An 18,320-nucleotide genomic window follows, 5' to 3' on the forward strand; every position below is an offset into this window, starting at 1 on the left:
CGCCGAGACGGATGAGGGGTGCTCCAGCGGAGTGCCGCCTTGAAGATTGAAGATATCCCACGCTTCATTCTGCCGCGACGAGATCCTTCCAACCCGTCTCATCCGGCCGCTTCGCGGCCACCTTCTCCCACAAGGGGAGAAGGGGAAGCCGGCGCTACTTCAGCACCTTCCCATCCGCCCCAAACCGATACGTCTTCGCCGCATCCGGCGTCGCGTAGAGCGTCGCGCCCGGCTCGGCGTTGTAGACGCCGAAGATGCGCACGGTGATCAGCCCGGCCTTCTCGCAGTCGAGATAGAGATTGGTGTCGGCGCCGAGATGCTCGGCATGCACGACCGTGCCTTTCCAGGCGCCCGACGTCGCGTCGACGGTGACGTGCTCCGGCCGCACGCCGATGGTCTTGGCCGTCTCGCCCAGCCTGGCGCCGTCGATGAAATTCATCTTCGGCGAGCCGATGAAGCCGGCGACGAATTCGTTGGCCGGCGAATTGTAGAGCTCCATCGGGCTGCCGATCTGCTCGATGCGGCCGGCGTTGAGCACCACGATCTTGTCGGCCAGCGTCATCGCTTCGACCTGGTCGTGGGTGACGTAGATCATCGTCGCCTTCAGCCGCCGGTGCAGCTGCGCGATCTCAAGCCTGGTGTTGACGCGCAGCGCCGCATCGAGGTTGGACAGCGGCTCGTCGAACAGGAACAGCTTCGGCTCGCGCACCACGGCGCGGCCGATGGCGACGCGCTGGCGCTGGCCGCCCGACAGTTCCGCCGGGCGGCGCTCGAGATAGGGCTCCAGCGACAGCATCGCGGAGGCGATCTTGATGCGCCGCTCGATCTCGGCCGCCGGCGTGCCGGCCTGCTTCAGGCCAAGCGCCATATTGTTCTTCACCGTCAGGTGCGGGTAGAGCGCGTAGGTCTGGAACACCATGGCGATGCCGCGTTTGGCCGGCGGCGTGACGGAAACGTCAGTGCCGTCGATCAGCACGCGGCCGGAGGTCGAATCTTCCAGGCCGGCGATGACGCGCAGCAGCGTCGATTTTCCGCAGCCGGACGGGCCGACGAAGACGACGAACTCGCCGTCCGTCACTTCGAGGTTGATGCCCTTCAGCACCTCGACCGGCCCGAAAGCCTTCTTCACATTCTCGATCTTCAGCGAACCCACGGCGTCGTCCCTGTTCTAGAGTTTCACGGCGTTGCCGCTGCGCACGCTCTCGTCGGCGGCAAGGCAGACGGCGAGCGATTTCACGGCATCGTCCATGTGGCGGGTGAGGTCGATGTTTTCGCGGATGGCCTTGAGCAGGAAGGCCTGTTCGAGGTCGCAAAGCTCCTGGTGGCCCGGTTCGCCTTCCATCGACAGCAGCTGGTCCTCCCGGGCGAATTTGCCGTCCGGCCCGGTCGCCGCGCTATGCAGCCTAATCGTCGAGGTCTTGGTATGGGTGTCGATGTCGTCGGACCTGACGCCCTCCTTCATCACGATCGAGACGCAGCCCTTCGGCGACATCACGTCCTTCACGAAGAAGGCCGTTTCCGAGATCATCGGCCCCCAGCCGGCCTCGTACCAGCCGACCGAGCCGTCCTCGAACAGCACCTGCAGGTGCCCGTAATTGTACATTGACGGAGCCACCTCATCGCTCAGCCGCACCCCCATGCCGCGCACCTCGACGGGTCTCGAGTCGGTGATCTGCAGCATCACGTCGAGATAATGCACGCCGCAATCGACGATCGGCGACGTCGTCTGCATCAGCTGCTTGTGCGTCTCCCAGGTGTGGCCGGAGGATTGCTGATTGAGGTTCATGCGGAAGACATATGGGCCGCCGAGCTTGCGCGCCTCGGCGATCAGCCGCACCCAGGACGGATGGTGACGCAGGATATAGCCGATCACCAGTTTCTTGCCGTTGGCCTTCGCGGCATCGACGACTCGCTTTGCGTCGGCAACCGTGGTCGCCAGCGGCTTCTCGACGAAGACATGGCAGCCGGCCTCGAAGGCCCGCACCGCATAGTCGGCATGGCTGTCGGAATAGGTGGCGACCGCCGCGACATCCGGCTTCTCGTCGCGCAGCGCGTCGTCAAAGGAGCGCCTTATGCCGTAGCCGGCGAGCCCGTCCGGCAGCGGCACGTCGGAACGGTTGACGAGTGCGGCGATCTCGAAGCCTGGGTTGCTGTGGTAGGCAAGCGCATGGCTGCGGCCCATATTGCCGAGGCCGGCGACGACTACGCGAAGAGGGGTTTTATCGCTCACCTGACTGCTCCATTTTTTCCTGAGAGGGTGAAGCGCAGCCCTATCAAAAGTTGGCTATTGCGGCTCACTTCACCGCTCCCGACGTGATGCCGCGGATCAGCTGCCGCGAGAAGATGACATAGAGGATCAGCACCGGCAGGATCGCCAGCGACAGCGCCGCCAGGATCGCATTCCAGTTGGTGACGAACTGACCGAGGAAGAGCTGCGCGCCGAGCGTCACGGTCTTGGTCTCCTCCGAAGGCGCCAGGATCAGCGGGAACCACAGATCGTTCCAGATCGGGATCATGGTGAAGACGGCGACGGTCGCCATGGACGGACGCACCAGCGGCAGCACCAGCCGGAAGAAGATCGTGTACTCCGACAGCCCGTCTATGCGGCCTGCATTCTTCAGGTCGCTGGACACCTGCTTCATGAATTCCGAAAGGATGAAGATCGCCAGCGGCAGGCCTTGCGCGGTATAGACCAGGATCAGCGCCGTCAGCGTGTTGACCAACCCGGTCGCCACCATCAATTGCAGGATGGCGACAGTGCCGAGCCTGATCGGGATCATGATGCCGAGCGCCAGGTAAAGGCCCATCATCGTGTTGCCGCGGAAGCGGTATTCCGACAGCGCGAAGGCCGCCATCGCGCCGAACAGAAGCACGAAGAACAGCGAGGCGACGGTGACGACGAGGCTGTTCTGGAAATAGTGGATGAAGTCGCCCTGGCCGATCACCGTGGTGTAGCCGATCAGGTCGAAGGTCTTCGGCGTCGGCGGCGTCAGCGGCGCGCCGAAGATGCCCGCGCGCGACTTGAACGAATTCATCACCACCAGGATCACCGGAAACAGCGCGATCGCCGTGTAGGTCAGGAGGATCGCATGCGCGCCGATGGCGCGGGGAAGCGAACGTGTGGCTGTGCTCATGGTGCGCCTCAGAACTGGTAGCGACGCAGGCGCGTCTGCACGAGGAACAGATAGACGCAGACGCCGGCGAGGATGATCAGGAACATGATCGTGGCGATGGTCGCGCCCATGTTGGGATCGCCGACCTGCAGCTGGAAGCCGAAGAAGGCGCGGTAGAGGAAGGTGCCGAGGATGTCGGTCGAATAGTTCGGCCCGGCCAGCGCCCCTTGCGCCGTGTAGATCAGGTCGAAAGCATTGAAGTTGCCGACGAAAGTCAGGATCGAGATGATGCCGATCGAGGGCAGGATCAGCGGCAGCTTGATCTTCCAGAACTGCGCCATGCCGGTGACGCCGTCGCATTCGGCCGCCTCGATCACCTCGTCGGGGATCGACAGCAGCGCTGCATAGATCAGCATCATCGGGATGCCGACAAACTGCCAGACCGAGACCAGGCTGAGCGCGGTCAGCGCATATTGCTCCTTGCCGAGCCACGGCGTGAAGAAGCTCTTCAATCCGACGAAATCCATCAGATGCGGCGCCACGCCCCAGATCGGCGACAGGATCAGCTTCCAGGCGAAGCCGACGATGACGAAGGACAGGATCGTCGGCACGAAGATCGCCGTGCGGTAGAAGGCGGTGAAGCGCAGCCGAGGGCTGGAAAGAAGCGCCGCCAGAAGCACACCGATCGGGTTCTGCACCAGCATGTGGATGATGAAGAACCAGACATTGTTCCTCAGCGCGTTCCAGAAATTCACCGACCAGTTCGGATCGCCGAACAGCGTGCGGAAATTGCCCAGTCCGACAAAGACCTGGGACTGCTCGATGTTGCGGAACAGCGAAAGCTGCAGCGTGCCGAACAGCGGCAGGATCATGAATGCGGTGTAGACCAGCACTGCCGGCGCCAGGAAGACGCCGACATGCCAGCGGATCGCTCTTTTCGGTCGCGTTTCTGCAGCCATGAGTTCGGTAGCCATGAGTTCGGTTCCCCGCCGTCTCTGGGTTCCAGGTCGGTTGATGCTAGCTGATGCCTCGATGCCCGGCTTGGCTGTCCCCTTGAGGAGAAAGACAAGGCCAGCGACAGATCGGCTCCGTCTTCCCCGCACGGCGAGGGTAAGGCCGGGAGGCTGCGCCGACAATCGCTATCGGGAACTGTTTGATGCCGGCCGGGCCCGAGCCCGGCCGGCATCGCAATCGATGCTCTTACTTCGCCGGCTTGTACCAGCTGTCGAGGCCGTCCTGCAGCTTCTTGGCCGCAGCTTCCGGCGTGTCGGTACCGTTGATCACATTGGCCGATTCGACCCAGGTCTCGTTCTCGAGGTTCGGCGTGCCGCGCGACAGGATCTGGTAGGTCGAGCGGATCGTCGACTTGCACTTGCCGCGCCAGGAGACGAACTCCTGCGCCAGCGGGTCTTCCATCTTCACCGGCGAGGAGTTCAGGCTGAAGAAGCCGGGCAGCGCGTTGGCGTAGATGGTGGCGAAATCCGGCGAGGCGACCCAGGACAGGAACTTCTTGGCCTCTTCCGCATGCTTCGACGCCGCATTCAGGCCCATGCCGATGTCGGTGTGGTCGGAGATGTAGCAGGTGTCGCCTGCCTTCTCGACCGGCGGCGGGAAGGCGCCCATCTTGAACTGCGCCTGGGTGTTGAACAGGCCGATTTCCCACGAGCCGGCCGGGTAGATGGCGGCGCGGCCGAGCGTGAACAGGTTCTGGCTGTCCGGATAGGTCTGCGCCTCGAAGCCGTCGCCGAGATAAGGCTTCCACTTGGCCAATTCCTTGAAGGGCTCGACCCACTGCGGATCGGTGAGCTTCTGCTCGCCCTTGATCAGCGCCTGGCGGCCTTCCTCGCCCTTCCAGTAGTTCGGGCCGACATTCTGGTAGCCCATGGTCGCGGCTTCCCAGAGGTCCTTGGTGCCCATCGCCATCGGGATATAGGTGCCGTCCGCCTTGATCTTGTCGAGCGCGGCGAAGAACTCGTCGCGGGTCTGCGGCACCTTGATGCCGAGCTTGTCGAAGGCATCCTTGTTGTAGATGAAGCCGTGGATGACCGAGGCCATCGGCACGCAGAAGCTCGACTTGCCGTCGTCGGTCTGCCAGGCGGCCTTGGCGACGGGCGAGAAGTTCTCCATGCCAGGCAGCGAGCTCAGGTCGGCGAGGTTGCCCTTCTTGAACAGCTCCAGCGACTTGTCGAAGGGGCGGCAGGTGATCAGGTCGCCTGCCGAGCCGGCGGCGAGCTTGGCGCCGAGGGCCGCATCGTATTCGGTCGGCGCCGAAGGCGCGAACACCACCTTGATGCCGGGGTTCTTGGCTTCGAAAGCCGGGATCAGCTTGTCCTTCCAGATGGTCAGGTCGTCGCCGCGCCAGCTTTCGATGTTGAGCGTCACGTCCTCGGCCAGCGCCATCCCGGTCGTGCCGAGGATGCCCGTACCGAGAATGCTTGTGCCGAGCAGAAGGGCCGTCAGTAGTTTGGTCTTCATCTTCAGTCTCCCTGTTGACCTTTTTCAGGTTCGGTTTTGAGAACAGAGGCTCAGCGCCCCTTGCTCCCCTCGCAAGCCCGTTTCACCCCGATGGAAATCGGGATGAAAAGGGCCCTACCTCTTTGTTAGGGCATGATCTTTTCCGAAAAGCGGGTTCCACTTTTCGGAATCATGCCCCAGCGCGGAAAGCGCCGGCCTGAGCTTCTGGCCGGTTCCTTCCAGTATCTTCTCGGCCGCGTCGGCGCTGGCGGCGCCCGCGGCGAGCAGAATGGCGGTCTTGACGCCGCCGCGGCTCTCTTCGAGCAGGCGGGCGGCGTCGTCGCGGCTCTTGCCGCTGATGGCGGCGACCATGCGCACGGCGCGGTCGCGCAGCTTGATGTTGTCTGCGGTGAGGTTGACCATGTAGCCGTCATGGACATGGCCGAGATGGATGGCAGTGAGCGTCGAAAGCATGTTGAGCGCGATCTTCTGCGCCGTGCCCGCGCCCATGCGCGTCGAGCCGGCGATCAGCTCAGGCGGCGTTTCGAGCAGGACGGCAACGTCGGCCTGCTCGAACAGGACGGCGCCCCGGTTGTTGGCAATCGCGATGGTGGCGGCGCCTCGGCGCCGCGCGTCCTGCAGCGCCTGGACCGCATAAGGGGTCGAGCCGCTGGCCGAGATGGCGATCAGGCAGTCGCCCTTGCCGATGGCGGCCGCGGCAACCGCCGCCGCCGCTTCCTCGGTATCGTCCTCCGGTCCGCCGGCCAGCGTGCGGAAGGCGTCGTCGCCGCCGGCGATGAGGATGGCGATGCGGTCGCGCGCAATGCCGAAGGTGCCCGGCAACTCCAGCGCGTCGGCCAGCGCCATCAGGCCGGAGCTGCCGGCCGCCGCATAGGCAAGCTTGCCGCCGCTCTTCAATTGCTTCGCGATGAGTTCGGCGGCAACGGCAATCGCCGGAATGGCGCCGTGCACGGCCTTGCCGGCCTCGATCTGGGCATTGGCCAGGAACGCCAGAATGGTTTCCGGGGCCTGGACATCCAGCCCCTCGGCATTCTGGTGGAGCGCTTCGGTGCGCGTCTCGGCCATGCATTTTCCTCCGATTGAGCGAACAATACCAAAAAAATACCACTTGTCCACACGCATTAATGAATTTCAGGCGGCGGACCTCCCTTGTCGGCAAATTGGCGTGATTTTTCAATAAAATGCGCCTTAATCTTTTTTGAACAGAAATTAACTCTTGGCTATTGGTATTTTATTGGTATTATCCGGCTCCGAGGAGAAATCGCGTGAAATTCGTGCTTGGCATCGATGGCGGCGGCACCAGCTGCAGGGCGGCCCTTGCGACCGTCGGGGGCGCCGTAGTCGGTCGCGCCAAGAGCGGCGCCGCCAACATCCGCACCGACCTCACTGGCGCCCGTGCCAACATTGTCGAGGCGGCCAGGCAGGCTTTTCTGGCCGCCGGGGCGGATCCGGAACTGATTCCCCAAACGCCGGCCATTCTCGGTCTCGCCGGCGCCAATGTCGGCACCTACCGGCAGCAGCTCGAGGCGATCCTGCCCTTCAGCCGGAGTCGTGTCGAAACCGACGCCGAGATCGCGCTAGAGGGCGCGGTCGGCTCCGGTGACGGCGCCATGGCCATTCTGGGCACCGGCACCGCCTATATGGCGCGTAAGGACGGCAAGTCGCGCGCCATCGGCGGCTGGGGTTTCCAGGTCGGCGACCAGGGCAGCGGCGCCCGCATCGGCCGCGACCTGCTGGAACAGACGCTGCTTGCCTATGACGGCATCCGTCCGGGCTCGCCCTTGACCGACGCCATGCTCGCCGTCTTCCGCAACAATCCCGAAGACGTGGTGGAATTCACCACCAACGCCAAGCCGGGCGATTTCGGCGGCTTCGCGCCAAAGGTTTTCGAGCATGCAGAAAAGGGCGACCTCGTCGCCAATTTCATCCTCGGCAAGGCGGTCGCCGATGTCGAGGCCTCGCTCAACGCGCTCGAGCTTGCCGACCATGCTCCGCTCTGCCTGCTCGGCGGCCTGGCGCCGCTTTATGCGCCGCGCCTTTCGGCACGCTATCAGGCGCTGCTCAAAGCCCCGCTCGACGATGCGCTGGGCGGCGCCGTGCAGATGGCCGTGCGCATCTTTGCCAAGGGTCCGGAGGCCGCCCGATGAGCGCCGCCGACCAGATCTTCTCCATGCTGAAAGAATCCTCGCAGAGCGGCGCGCCGCTCTATTTGCAGCTCAGGCGCAGCATCGAGGAAGCGGTCAATCGCGGCCTGATCGGTCCGGGCGACGCGTTGCCCTCCGAGCGCGACATCGCGAGCAAGGCCGACATCTCGCGCGTCACCGTGCGCAAGGCGGTGCAGGACCTGGTCAAGGGCGGCATCCTCGTCCAGCGCCACGGCTCGGGCACCTTCGTCGCGCCGCGCATGGAGCGTGTCGAGCAGTCGCTGTCGCGGCTCACCTCCTTCACCGAGGACATGGCGCGCCGCGGCATGAATGTGCGCTCGGTCTGGCTCGACCGCGGCCTCTATGCGCCGTCGCCGGAGGAGATGATGGTGCTGGGCCTCTCCTCTACCGAGCTGGTGGCGCGCGTCGCGCGCCTGCGCATTGCCAACGACACGCCGCTGGCGATCGAGCGCGCGGCGCTCTCGGCCAGCGTCCTGCCCGATCCCGAAGCGATCGGCTCCTCGCTCTATGCGGCGCTGGAAACGACCGGCAATCGCCCGGTACGCGCCGTGCAGCGCATCTCCGCCACCAATCTCGGCGACGCCGATGCGCGCCTCTTGGAAGTGCCTCCGGGGGTTGCCGGACTGCAGATCGAGCGCATTTCCTATCTGGCGAGCGGCAAGGTGATCGAGTTCACCCGCTCGGTTTACAGGGGCGACGCCTATGACTTTGTCGCGGAACTCCGGCTGACCGGGCCGGGAGAGGAGCTCCGGCCATGAATGCCAGCACCACCCATATGCGGCGCGAGATCGACGAGATCCCGGAAGCGGCCGCGCGCCTTCTCGACGGCTCGTCCGCCATGTTGGCCGAGGCTGGTCGCGGCCTTCGCGAGCGCGATCCGCATTTCGTCGTCACCGTGGCGCGCGGCTCGTCCGACCATGCCGCGACCTTCATGAAATATGCCGTCGAGCTGACGGCAGGCCTAGCGGTCGCCTCCGTTGGGCCGTCGATCGCGTCGATCTATGGCGCCAGGTTGAGGCTCCGGGGCTCGGCCTGCCTGGCGATCTCGCAGTCGGGCAAGAGCCCGGACATCGTTGCCATGGCCGAAACGGCAAGGGCCGGCGGCGCGCTCACCGTCGCCATCACCAACACGGCGGACTCGCCGCTGGCGCGGGCCTCCGACTATGCCATCGATATCTTGGCCGGACCTGAGCGCAGCGTCGCGGCCACCAAGACGTTCGTCAATTCGGCCGTCGCCGGCCTTGCGCTGATGGCGCATGCCACGGATGACCAAGCATTGATCAAGGCGCTCGCCGGCCTTCCCGGCCATTTCGAGAAGGCGATCGCCTGCGACTGGATGGCGCTCGCCGGCGCTCTGGAGAACCCGCAGTCGCTGTTCATCCTCGGCCGCGGCCCCTCCTTCGCGATCGCCAGCGAGGCGGCGCTGAAATTCAAGGAAACCTGCGCGATGCACGCCGAGGCCTACAGCGCCGCCGAAGTCATGCATGGGCCGCTGGCGCTGGTCGGCCCCGGGTTCCCGGTCCTGGCGCTTGCCGCGCGCGATGCGTCCGAACCCTCGGTCGCCGAGGCGGCCGACGGCCTGACGGCCAAGGGCGCCGCCGCCTTCATCACCTCCGACAAGGCGAGGGCCGCGCGGCTTCTTCCCCATGTCGCCACCGGCCACCCGCTGACCGATCCGCTGCCGCTAATCGTGTCCTTTTACGGCTTCGTCGAGGCCTTCGCGCGCCATCGCGGCCTCGACCCCGATGCGCCGCGCAACCTGCGCAAGGTAACGGAAACCGTATGAGCGACCGTTTCGCACTCACCGGCGCCCGCATCTTCGACGGCGCCGACTGGCATGACAACGCCGCCCTCGTCGTCAAGGGCGACGTCATCGAGGCCATCCTGCCCACCGGCGCCATTCCGTCCGGCGTTTCGACGGTCGAGACCGGCGGCGGCCTGCTTGTGCCCGGTTTCGTCGACATCCAGGTCAATGGCGGCGGCGGCGTCATGCTCAACGATCATCCCGACGTCGCCTCGATCGAGACCATCTGCCGGGCTCACGCGCCTTTCGGCACCACGGCGCTGCTGGTGACGCTGATCACCGACACGCCGGCGATCACCGCCGCCGCCATCGCCGCCGGCGCCGAGGCCGCCCGGGAAAAGGCGCCAGGCTTCCTCGGCCTGCATCTGGAAGGGCCGCATCTCTCGGTAGCCCGCAAGGGCGCGCACGATCCGGCGCTGATCCGGCCGATGACCGACGCCGACCAGGCGGCGCTGATCGCGGCGCGCAAACAGCTTCCCGTCCTGCTCACCACGATCGCGCCGGAATCGGTCGAGCCGGCACGTGTCGCGGCGCTGGCCAAGGCCGGCGTCGTCGTCAGCCTCGGTCACAGCGATACCGACTACGCGACGGCCACCGCCTTCGCCGAAGCCGGCGCCACGGTGGTCACGCACCTCTTCAACGCCATGAGCCAGGTCGGCAACCGCGAGCCGGGCCTGGCCGGTGCGGCGATCGACACCGGCGGCCTGTATGCTGGGATCATCGCCGACGGCATCCATGTCCATCCGGCGACGATGATGCTTGCGCTGCGCGGCAAGCAGGGGCCTGGCAAGATCGTGCTGGTCACCGATGCCATGGCGACGATCGGCACCGACATGACATCGTTCACGCTCAACGGCCGCACCATCTACCGCAAGGACGGGAGCCTGCGGCTTGCCGACGGCACGCTGGCCGGCGCCGATCTCGACATGATTTCCGCCGTGCGCTACGTCCATCGCGTCGTCGGGCTCGATCTCGACGAGGCTCTGCGCATGGCCTCGCTCTATCCGGCCGAGGCGATCGGCCAGGCCCACCGCCTCGGCCGCTTCGCCAACGGCACCGCCGCCGACATTGTCCGCCTGTCGGAGGACCTGGATGTCAGCAACGTCTGGATCGGCGGCAGGAAGGTGTTTGGAGCGTAGGCCTTCGCAGTTTCGTCATCCTCGGGCTTGACCCGAGGATCCATTCCGTGACCTCTGCCGCAGGGCGCAACGGTGCAGAATTCTGTAATCTTTGCAACGCCTTAGCGTCACGGCATGGATCCCTAGGGTCTGCGCGCGTCGCTTCGCTCCTTGCTTCGCCCTAGGGTGACGACGCAGTGTTGTTAGCCGGCTGTATAGATATCCTTATACGCCTCGCGCAGCACGTTCTTCTGCACCTTGCCCATCGTGTTGCGCGGCAGTTCGTCGACGAAGATCACCTGCTTCGGATGCTTGTATTTCGCCAGCCGGCCGGCGATGGCGCCGGCAATGTCGGCGGCGCTGATCGCCGAGCCCGGCTTGCGCACCACGACCGCCGTGACGCCTTCGCCGAAATCGGGATGCGGCACGCCGATCACCGCGCTTTCGCTGACACCGTCCAGCGCGTCGATCTCGCTCTCGATCTCCTTCGGATAGACATTGTAGCCGCCGGAGATGATCAGGTCCTTGCCGCGCCCGACGATGTGGACATAGCCGTCGGCATCGATCAGGCCGAGGTCGCCGGTGATGAAGAAGCCGTCGTCGCGGAAATCGGCCTTGGTCTTGTCGGGCATGCGCCAATAGCCGGCAAAGACGTTCGGCCCCTTGACCTCGATCATGCCGATCTCGCCCTGGGCCAGCGGCTTGGCCGTCTCGGGATCGGTGATGCGCAGCGAGACTCCGGGCAAGGGGAAGCCGACCGTGCCCGGGCGCCGCTCGCCGTCATAGGGGTTGGACGTGTTCATGTTGGTCTCGGTCATGCCGTAGCGCTCGAGGATGGCGTGGCCGGTGCGCTCGCGCCAGGCCTTGTGCGTCTCGGCGAGCAGCGGCGCCGAGCCGGAGATGAATACCCGGATCGTCTCCGCCGCCTCGCGTGTCAGGCCGTCCTGCTGCAACAGCCGCACATAGAAGGTCGGCACGCCCATCAAAGCCGTCGCGCGCGGCATCAGCGACAGAATGCGCGCGGGATCGAATTTCTGCTCGAAGAACATTGTCGCGCCGGCCATCAAGACGACGTTGGTGGCGACGAACAGGCCGTGTGTGTGGAAGATAGGCAGCGCATGGATCAGCACGTCGTCGGCGCCGAAGCGCCATTGCTCCACCAGCACGCGGGCGTTGGAGGCGAGATTCTCGTGGCTGAGCATCGCGCCCTTGGAACGGCCGGTGGTGCCGGAGGTGTAGAGGATCGCGGCAAGATCGTCCGGCCCGCGCGCGACATCGCTGAAATCCGTCGCCTGTCGCGAAGCCTGGCTGGCCAGCGTTCCCTGTCCGTCGCGGCCGAGCGTCAGCACCGTGGCGCCGATCGCCGCGGCAAGCGGTTCGACGCCGGCAAGGCGGTCCGGATCGCAAACGATCAGTTTCGGCCCGGCGTCACGGAAGAAATAGTCGAGCTCGGGCAGCGTATAGGCGGCGTTGAGCGGCAGGAAGACCGCGCCGGTGCGTAACGAGGCGAGATAGAGCAGCATCGCCTCCGGGCTCTTCTCGACCTGGACCGCGACCCGATCGCCGGGCTCGACGCCGGCCTGCGCGAGGGCATGCGCCAGCTGCGCCGACTTCGCCACCATGTCGCCATAGGTGATCGAACGGCCGTCATCCGTCTCCATCAGCAGCCGGCCGGGCGCCGGCATGCGGGAACGGAAAGCGCTGAAGAGATGATTGGTCATGAGATGTCCTCAAGGCGGACGAAGGCCGAATGGCGCATGCCTTGCGCTCGCCTGAGCGAATACCAGATTTGGCGCCCGGAGCAAAAACTGCGTTGATTTTTCGATCCGCTATTTACGGCCGCGTTGGGACTTGCCGGCCCTCGGATCATAACCCTGGGCGAGGCGTTCCATGCACATCGCCGCGGTGAGGCGGTAGTGATTGAGAAGCGCCTCGACCGCGCCGTCGGCGTCGCCGTCCAGCGTGCGTTCGGCGATGATGCGATGCTCGCCGAGATCGTCGCGCCCCGTGCCTGGCGCGTTTTGCGCGATCAGGCGGTAGCGCGAGGCCTGGTCGGAAAGCTGATCGCAAAAGCCGATCAGCCAGTGCGACCTGCAGGCCGCGATCAGGGCGCGATGGAAGGCGCGGTGCAGCTTTTCCCATTCTGGATTGTTGGTTGCCGGGTCATCCGGCAGGCGGCGCTCGGCGCGCGCCAGGCGGTGCAGGGCAAGCACCAGTTGCTCTTCCCATTCTGCGGTGCGGTGCGCAATGGATTCGCGCAGCGCCCGCTCCTCCAGCCAGCAGCGCGTACGCGTCAGCTCCTCCAGTTCCGCGGCGCTGACCGGCATCAGGAAAAAGCCGCGTTGGTCGTGACGGCCGAGCAGGCCCTCGGCGGCCAGGCGGTTGAGCGCCTCGCGCACCGGCGAGGCGCCGGCGCCATAGCGGGAAACGACCCACTCGACACGCAGTTTCGTCTCGGACTCCAGGGCTCCGCGCAGCAAGTCGTCGCGGAGTTGCTGGTAGACCGAACTGGCAAGCGTGCTTTTGGCGCCCTTGCTCTCGCCCGGCTCGGTGCTTCCGTTTGTCAATCGAACTCCTGTTGCTTTGCCCCTGGTTTGCCAGGGCCCCGCGGCGAAGCAATTCCCGTACATGTATCATACAGCCGGGCAATGAGGTGTCTCAAGCGGAAGATGACGATATTCGACTTTAAGACAAGCGGATCGTCTATTTATTGAACAGAGTAGAATCTCAGGGAAAAGTCGATGTTCCTGCGTCGCTTCATAGAATGAACAATCGTTCAATCCCTGTCGCGGTTGTACAACTCCCGCGAGGCTCGCACCGTTATATGTTTAACTGGCGGCCCTGTCGGCAGCCGTTCGAATTGCTTCGATATTTGCCCTATAGGCTTCGACGCTGCCGCCCTTGAAGACTGCGGCGCCCGCTACCAGCACATTGGCTCCGGCCGCGGTCACCAGCGGCGCCGTTTCGGCCGAAACACCGCCGTCGATCTCGATACGGATCGGCCGACCGCCAATCAGCGCCTTCACCCGTTTCACCTTGTCCACGATCGCCGGGATGAAGGCCTGCCCGCCGAAGCCCGGATTGACGGTCATGATCAGGATGAGGTCCAGCCGGTCGAGCACATACTCGATCGCCGTTTCCGGCGTTGCCGGGTTGAGCGAGACGCCTGCCTTCTTGCCGAGGTTCTTGATGGTTTGGAGCGAGCGGTCGAGATGTGGCCCGGCCTCGGCGTGCACCGTCATGCCGTCGCAGCCCGCTTCGGCGAAGGCCGCCAGGTAAGGATCGGCCGGCGCAATCATCAGATGGCAGTCGAAGAAGGCCTTGGTGCGGTTGCGGATCGCCTTGATCACCGGCGGGCCGAAGGTGATGTTGGGCACGAAATGGCCGTCCATCACGTCGAGATGGATCCAGTCGGCGCCGGCCGCGGTGACGGCCTCGACCTCATCGCCCAGCTTCGAAAAATCCGACGCCAGCACCGATGGCGCGATCAGGGTCTTCTTGCTCATGGCGCAAATTCTCCCGGCGTTCCTGTGCGCGTGGTCGCGCCTGTCAGGGCGATTGCCTAGAGCAATTCCAGGAAAAGTGCGAGCGCTTTTCCGTCCGGAATTGCGTGAAAACAAAGAGATAGGGCGTTCACCGTTTTCGTGAAACGGTGAAACGCCCTCGACCATGATCCGGCCAAAGGGGGGGCATGTTTTCGACGGGCGCACTGGCCCGCCTGCCGTAGAGCTTTCTTCGATGTGGAAGAGAAAACCCGCCGGATCGCTCCGGCGGGTCTCGATCTTCAGCCGCACGATTACGGCTTGAAGTTCTGGATGTTGGCGCCCGCCGGATCCTGCAGCATGCGGCGCGGCTGGCGCTGCGGCACCAGTTGCTGCAGCACATTCGGGTTGAGCAGGATGCCGGGGTTGATCTCGATGTCCGGCTGCCTGCGGATCGGGTAGCAATCCGGATACTGTCCGGCCGTTCCGGCCGGGCAGCGCCGCCGGGTGAAAACCGGCTGGCACTGTCCGTCGATGAACTCCGCACCCGGTGCGCATTCCACCGACGCCTTGCGGCAGGCGCCGTTGCGGATTTCGGTCCCGCGCGGGCAGACGCAGTCACCCCGCTTGTTGTGGACCTGGCCGCGGATGGCGCACTGCTCCTGGCTCGGCCTCGGTCGCTGGCAGGCCTTGCCCCGCACCACCAGGCCGTCCGGGCAGGCGCAGTTGCCGTTGGCGTCGCGCAGCTGGCCGCGGACCGGGCACTGCTTCGACACGATCGGCCGGCAGGCGCCGCCGCGCACCTCCATGCCACTCGGGCAGACGCAATCGCCGTCGGCGTTGCGGGACTGGCCGCGGATACGGCACTGGGCGGGCGGCTCCCTGTCAGGCACGCAAGCCTTGGCGGCACGGTCGAGATGCGTGCCTTTCGGGCAGAGGCAGCCGTCCGTCGTCAGCACTGCGCCACGGATCGTGCATTTCGGCGGGACGACCTGGCACACGCCGTTCACCAGCTCGCCGCGGCGGCAGACACAATTGCCGCTCTGGTCGCGGTACTGGCCGGGACGCAGCTTGCATTGCGGCTCCTGCGGCTCTTCGCCCCGCACGCATCTGCCGTTTTCCAGTTCCGTGCCGCGCGGGCAGACGCAGCGTCCGTCCTCGGTGCGGATCTGGCCCTGCAGCAGGACGCAACGCTGCGGCACAGGCAGCGGCAGAAGCTTGCCGCCGCCGGACGAGCATTGGCCGTCACGGAAGATGGTGCCTTCCGGACAGACACAACGGCCGGCCGAGTTCAGCACCATTCCATATAAGCACTGGTTCTTAACCTCTCGGCTGACGGTGAAAGGATGGCACGCATAGGCCTTGCCGCGATCGCCCTGCATGCCGCTCGGCGTGCGCGACAGCACGTCGCCGCCGCTTTGCACCGGCGTATTCGGCGAGAGCACGCCGACGCAATTCTGCCCGCTGACCGTGCCCTTGAGATCGGCAAGCCGCCTGTCGTCGGGAAGCGTCACGGTGACATGGTGCTTGCGGCTTTCGCCGGCGCCGAGCGCCAGGTTGGCGATGCAGGACGCCGGCAGCGTCGCCGGCTCCGGCGAGCAGCCGAAGGGCGGGTCGATCGCGGTGATCCGGACGCCTTCCAGCCTGCCGATGCCGTCGATGCCGATCGCATCGCCGATGCGAACCGGGCCGGAGAAGGGGGTAGGCCCATCGTTCGTGATGGTGATCTCGAACGAGCATGGTTCTCCCGGCCGGCATTCGGCATCGCCGGTCTTCTCGACGCGGATGATCGAGCCGCCGCCGCCCTTCGCGCAGGCCTGGCCGATCGGGTAGACAATGTCGTCACCCGGCGCCGGCCCGTAGGAGCCGCGCGCGCAATTCTCGAACGCGCCATTGCCGCTCACCGTCACGTCGAAGTGCCGGCTGGTTCCGGGCGTCATCGCGGCGCCGGGAATCTGGCACGACAGCGTGCTGGCAGGCACCGGTCCGCAAGCCCAGTCCGCACCGTCAGGAGTGACGCTCTGGATTTGCACAGGCGCTCCGCCCGACACCAGCGTGGCGGCATCGTTGACCCGCACCGGGCCGGTCGGGGCCGCGGTGCCGGCATTGGTGACGGTGATGCGGCAGGAAACCGCGGCACCGGCAAGCGAGCCATCGCAGGTCTTGGTGATGCGCAGGCCAGGCTGGCCGCCATTCGGGTGGCGGATGCGCTCGGTGGCGCAGGCCTTGTTGTTGGCAAGGTCGACCTCGCCGGCAATGCCCTTCACCTCGGCGCAGTTCTCCACCGTGTCCGGCCGGTAGTTCGTCGGCATCACCGCTCTGACGACGATCGGCGTCGAGGCGCCCGGAGGCAGCGAGATGCCGGCATTGTCGCAGCGGAACTGTCCGGGGCCGTTCGGTCCGCAGGCCCATGGCGGGCTCGGCCCGAAGGTCGACGAGGTGGGCGCGCCGCCGGGGTAGGTGTCGATCACCGTCAGCGCCCCGTTATAGGTGCCGGTGCCGTTGTTGATGATGTCGATCACGAAAGTGCAGGCGCCGTCCGGCGTGCAGACCGGGGTACGGGCGCGCTTCTTCAGGATCAGGTCGACCTTCTTCTCGACCGGCGGATTGCACTGCGGATCGCGATCGCCACGGCGGCAGATCGGGATCGAGGCGCAGCCGCGGTCGTTCTGCTGGCTGCCGAACAGCGGCTTGCCGCTGGCCTGGTAGTCATAGGCGGCGCAGTTGCGCAGCACGCCGCCTTGCCAGCCGCCCGCCGGCTTGAAGCCGAGCTTGAGGTTGACGGAGGCGCCGGCGTTGAGCGTAGTCGCCGGATAGGTGCAGGTCATCGGCGTCGTGCCGGGCGCGCAGACCCAGGGCGCGTTCGGCCCGGAGGTCAGCACTGAGCCTGCCGGCAGCGTCACCTCGTCGAGCACGATCTTGCCGTTATAGGGCGCGTCGCCGACATTGGTGACGGTGATGGTGAAGTCGCAGCCGCCGGCCATCGTGCAACGCGGCACGTCCGCATGTTTTTCGACCTTGAGGTCCGGCTCCTTGTCCTTGGGCGGGCATCTGAGGTCACGCGGGACGACGATGTCTATCACCTGCGTGCAGCAGAGCCCCCAGCCTTCCTTCGGCCCGGCATAGGTCTCGATGCCGGTGACGACGAGGTGGATGGTCTCGCCGGGCGAAGCGCCGATAATCTTCCAGTTCAGCACGCCGCCGCCGATCGGCACCTTCTGCATGTCGGGAACGATGCTGACGCCGGGCGCCGTCGTCGACACCTGCACCCGTTTGTCGCCCATCTCCGGGCCGACCGGCATATGATAGATGAAGGCGCCGCCGCCTGGCACGCAATCGACCGTGCCGCGCTCGACTTTGAAACATTCCTTGCCGGGAGGTGGCGGCGGCGGGTTGCACTTGATCAGGTCGATCTTGATCGAGGTCTTCACGCCGGTCAGGAAATCGCCGTCGTCGGGCTTGTCCGGATCCTGCGAGTGGATCGTTGTTGCCGAACCGCCCCTGAAGGCCACCTCGATCTCACCCTGGTTGTCGACCGTCGTCGGCACGGGAAAGGTCGCATGGTCTATCCTGGCGGTGATGCGGAAGGTGATGACGCGTTCGTTCGCAGCACCCGCGCCATCGAGGTTGGCAGCGCTGATGCGGAAGTTGGAAACGCTGGCCGTGTCGTTCGGGCTGTCCGACGTGCCGATTGAAGCAGCGGGCAGCGCTCCGCCGGAGGCGCTGGTGCCGTCGCCGGTGACATCGACGTTGACGACCTGCAGGCCGTGCGGCAGCTGGTCCTTGAAATCGAGCCTTGTCGCTTTGAGCAGGGCGGCCACGCTTGGCCGGTCGAAGTCCTGCGGGTCGCCATGGATGCCGAAGCTCAGGACGTACTCGACGGAATCGCAGCTTTTCTGCCCGCCTTTCTTGGTGAAGAAGGGCACGATCCGCGCGAGTTCCGCATTGATGCCGCGTGAGGCCGGATTGGCGGCCTGATTGGTCTTGGCCGGAGCCTGGTCTTGGGCAAACGCCGGCAGTGTCGGCATCATGGCGACCGCGATACCGGCCGCCATCAGCCAGCGCGCGCCGCGCCTGGCATATGACAGGGGTTTCATGATCGTCTCCATGACGGTTTTCGAACAGCTCGAGACGGAGCGGGAAAGGGCGAGATTTGTCATCTG

General features: G+C 65.5%; 14 protein-coding genes. 4 read left to right on the plus strand and 10 right to left on the minus strand.

Annotation, left to right across the window (positions count from 1 at the left end; genetic code table 11):
• Positions 1-154: 154 nt before the first annotated feature.
• From LB525_RS15595 to LB525_RS15620, 6 genes are all read right to left on the minus strand, one after another.
• A complete protein-coding gene (locus LB525_RS15595) occupies positions 155-1,153 on the minus strand; it encodes an ABC transporter ATP-binding protein (protein WP_224545270.1) in 999 nt (332 codons plus the stop codon).
• Between the two features lie 15 nt (positions 1,154-1,168).
• Complete coding sequence (locus tag LB525_RS15600; RefSeq protein ID WP_224545271.1) at positions 1,169-2,230, minus strand: Gfo/Idh/MocA family protein; 1,062 nt, start codon at positions 2,228-2,230, stop codon at positions 1,169-1,171.
• 64 nt (positions 2,231-2,294) lie between these two features.
• Entirely contained in the window at positions 2,295-3,134 is an 840-nt protein-coding gene (locus LB525_RS15605) for a carbohydrate ABC transporter permease (RefSeq protein ID WP_140546948.1), read from the minus strand.
• Between the two features lie 8 nt (positions 3,135-3,142).
• Positions 3,143-4,072: a carbohydrate ABC transporter permease gene (locus tag LB525_RS15610; protein ID WP_095768146.1), complete on the minus strand. Its 930-nt coding sequence runs from the start codon at positions 4,070-4,072 to the stop codon at positions 3,143-3,145.
• A 241-nt stretch (positions 4,073-4,313) separates the two neighbouring features.
• Positions 4,314-5,588, minus strand: a complete 1,275-nt coding sequence (locus LB525_RS15615; protein ID WP_224545272.1) for an ABC transporter substrate-binding protein — start codon at positions 5,586-5,588, stop codon at positions 4,314-4,316.
• 114 nt (positions 5,589-5,702) lie between these two features.
• A complete protein-coding gene (locus LB525_RS15620; protein ID WP_224545273.1) occupies positions 5,703-6,653 on the minus strand; it encodes an N-acetylmuramic acid 6-phosphate etherase in 951 nt (316 codons plus the stop codon).
• Positions 6,654-6,853: 200 nt separating this feature from the next.
• Between LB525_RS15620 and LB525_RS15625 the strand changes: the two genes are divergently transcribed.
• From LB525_RS15625 to nagA, 4 genes are read left to right on the plus strand one after another with little or no spacing between them, the layout of a single operon-like run.
• Positions 6,854-7,735, plus strand: coding sequence for a BadF/BadG/BcrA/BcrD ATPase family protein (locus LB525_RS15625; protein WP_224545274.1), 882 nt, complete (start codon positions 6,854-6,856; stop codon positions 7,733-7,735).
• Positions 7,732-8,511 carry a GntR family transcriptional regulator gene (locus LB525_RS15630; protein ID WP_224545275.1) on the plus strand — a complete coding sequence of 260 codons (780 nt, stop codon included), beginning with the start codon at positions 7,732-7,734 and terminating at the stop codon, positions 8,509-8,511. The genes LB525_RS15625 and LB525_RS15630 overlap by 4 nt, the downstream gene beginning before the upstream one ends.
• Positions 8,508-9,539, plus strand: a complete 1,032-nt coding sequence (locus LB525_RS15635; RefSeq protein ID WP_224545276.1) for an SIS domain-containing protein — start codon at positions 8,508-8,510, stop codon at positions 9,537-9,539. Before LB525_RS15630 ends, LB525_RS15635 begins: the two co-directional genes overlap by 4 nt.
• The gene (nagA, locus tag LB525_RS15640; RefSeq protein ID WP_224545277.1) at positions 9,536-10,696 is read left to right on the plus strand and encodes an N-acetylglucosamine-6-phosphate deacetylase; all 1,161 of its coding nucleotides are present in this window, start codon (positions 9,536-9,538) and stop codon (positions 10,694-10,696) included. Before LB525_RS15635 ends, nagA begins: the two co-directional genes overlap by 4 nt.
• 182 nt (positions 10,697-10,878) lie before the next feature.
• Here nagA and LB525_RS15645 read toward each other — a convergent pair whose 3' ends face one another.
• From LB525_RS15645 to LB525_RS15660, 4 genes are all read right to left on the minus strand, one after another.
• Complete coding sequence (locus tag LB525_RS15645) at positions 10,879-12,396, minus strand: malonate--CoA ligase (protein WP_224545278.1); 1,518 nt, start codon at positions 12,394-12,396, stop codon at positions 10,879-10,881.
• Positions 12,397-12,504: 108 nt separating this feature from the next.
• Positions 12,505-13,242: a GntR family transcriptional regulator gene (locus LB525_RS15650; protein ID WP_224545279.1), complete on the minus strand. Its 738-nt coding sequence runs from the start codon at positions 13,240-13,242 to the stop codon at positions 12,505-12,507.
• Between the two features lie 261 nt (positions 13,243-13,503).
• Complete coding sequence (gene rpe / locus LB525_RS15655) at positions 13,504-14,181, minus strand: ribulose-phosphate 3-epimerase (protein ID WP_224545280.1); 678 nt, start codon at positions 14,179-14,181, stop codon at positions 13,504-13,506.
• A gap of 290 nt (positions 14,182-14,471) precedes the next feature.
• On the minus strand, positions 14,472-18,317 hold the full coding sequence (locus LB525_RS15660; RefSeq protein ID WP_224545281.1) for a DUF11 domain-containing protein: 3,846 nt from the start codon (positions 18,315-18,317) through the stop codon (positions 14,472-14,474).
• Positions 18,318-18,320: the final 3 nt, after the last annotated feature.

Source organism: Mesorhizobium sp. CA16 (assembly GCF_020165175.1).
GTDB lineage: Bacteria > Pseudomonadota > Alphaproteobacteria > Rhizobiales > Rhizobiaceae > Mesorhizobium.

What these genes read in the sequence shown, in the direction of transcription:
- LB525_RS15635 (WP_224545276.1), top strand. Translation starts at nt 8,508, where the DNA reads ATGAATGCCAGCACCACCCATATGCGGCGCGAGATCGACGAGATCCCG.
- LB525_RS15605 (WP_140546948.1), bottom strand. Translation starts at nt 3,134, where the DNA reads ATGAGCACAGCCACACGTTCGCTTCCCCGCGCCATCGGCGCGCATGCG.
- nagA (WP_224545277.1), top strand. Translation starts at nt 9,536, where the DNA reads ATGAGCGACCGTTTCGCACTCACCGGCGCCCGCATCTTCGACGGCGCC.
- LB525_RS15610 (WP_095768146.1), bottom strand. Translation starts at nt 4,072, where the DNA reads ATGGCTGCAGAAACGCGACCGAAAAGAGCGATCCGCTGGCATGTCGGC.
- LB525_RS15645 (WP_224545278.1), bottom strand. Translation starts at nt 12,396, where the DNA reads ATGACCAATCATCTCTTCAGCGCTTTCCGTTCCCGCATGCCGGCGCCC.
- LB525_RS15615 (WP_224545272.1), bottom strand. Translation starts at nt 5,588, where the DNA reads ATGAAGACCAAACTACTGACGGCCCTTCTGCTCGGCACAAGCATTCTC.
- LB525_RS15660 (WP_224545281.1), bottom strand. Translation starts at nt 18,317, where the DNA reads ATGACAAATCTCGCCCTTTCCCGCTCCGTCTCGAGCTGTTCGAAAACC.
- LB525_RS15620 (WP_224545273.1), bottom strand. Translation starts at nt 6,653, where the DNA reads ATGGCCGAGACGCGCACCGAAGCGCTCCACCAGAATGCCGAGGGGCTG.
- rpe (WP_224545280.1), bottom strand. Translation starts at nt 14,181, where the DNA reads ATGAGCAAGAAGACCCTGATCGCGCCATCGGTGCTGGCGTCGGATTTT.
- LB525_RS15630 (WP_224545275.1), top strand. Translation starts at nt 7,732, where the DNA reads ATGAGCGCCGCCGACCAGATCTTCTCCATGCTGAAAGAATCCTCGCAG.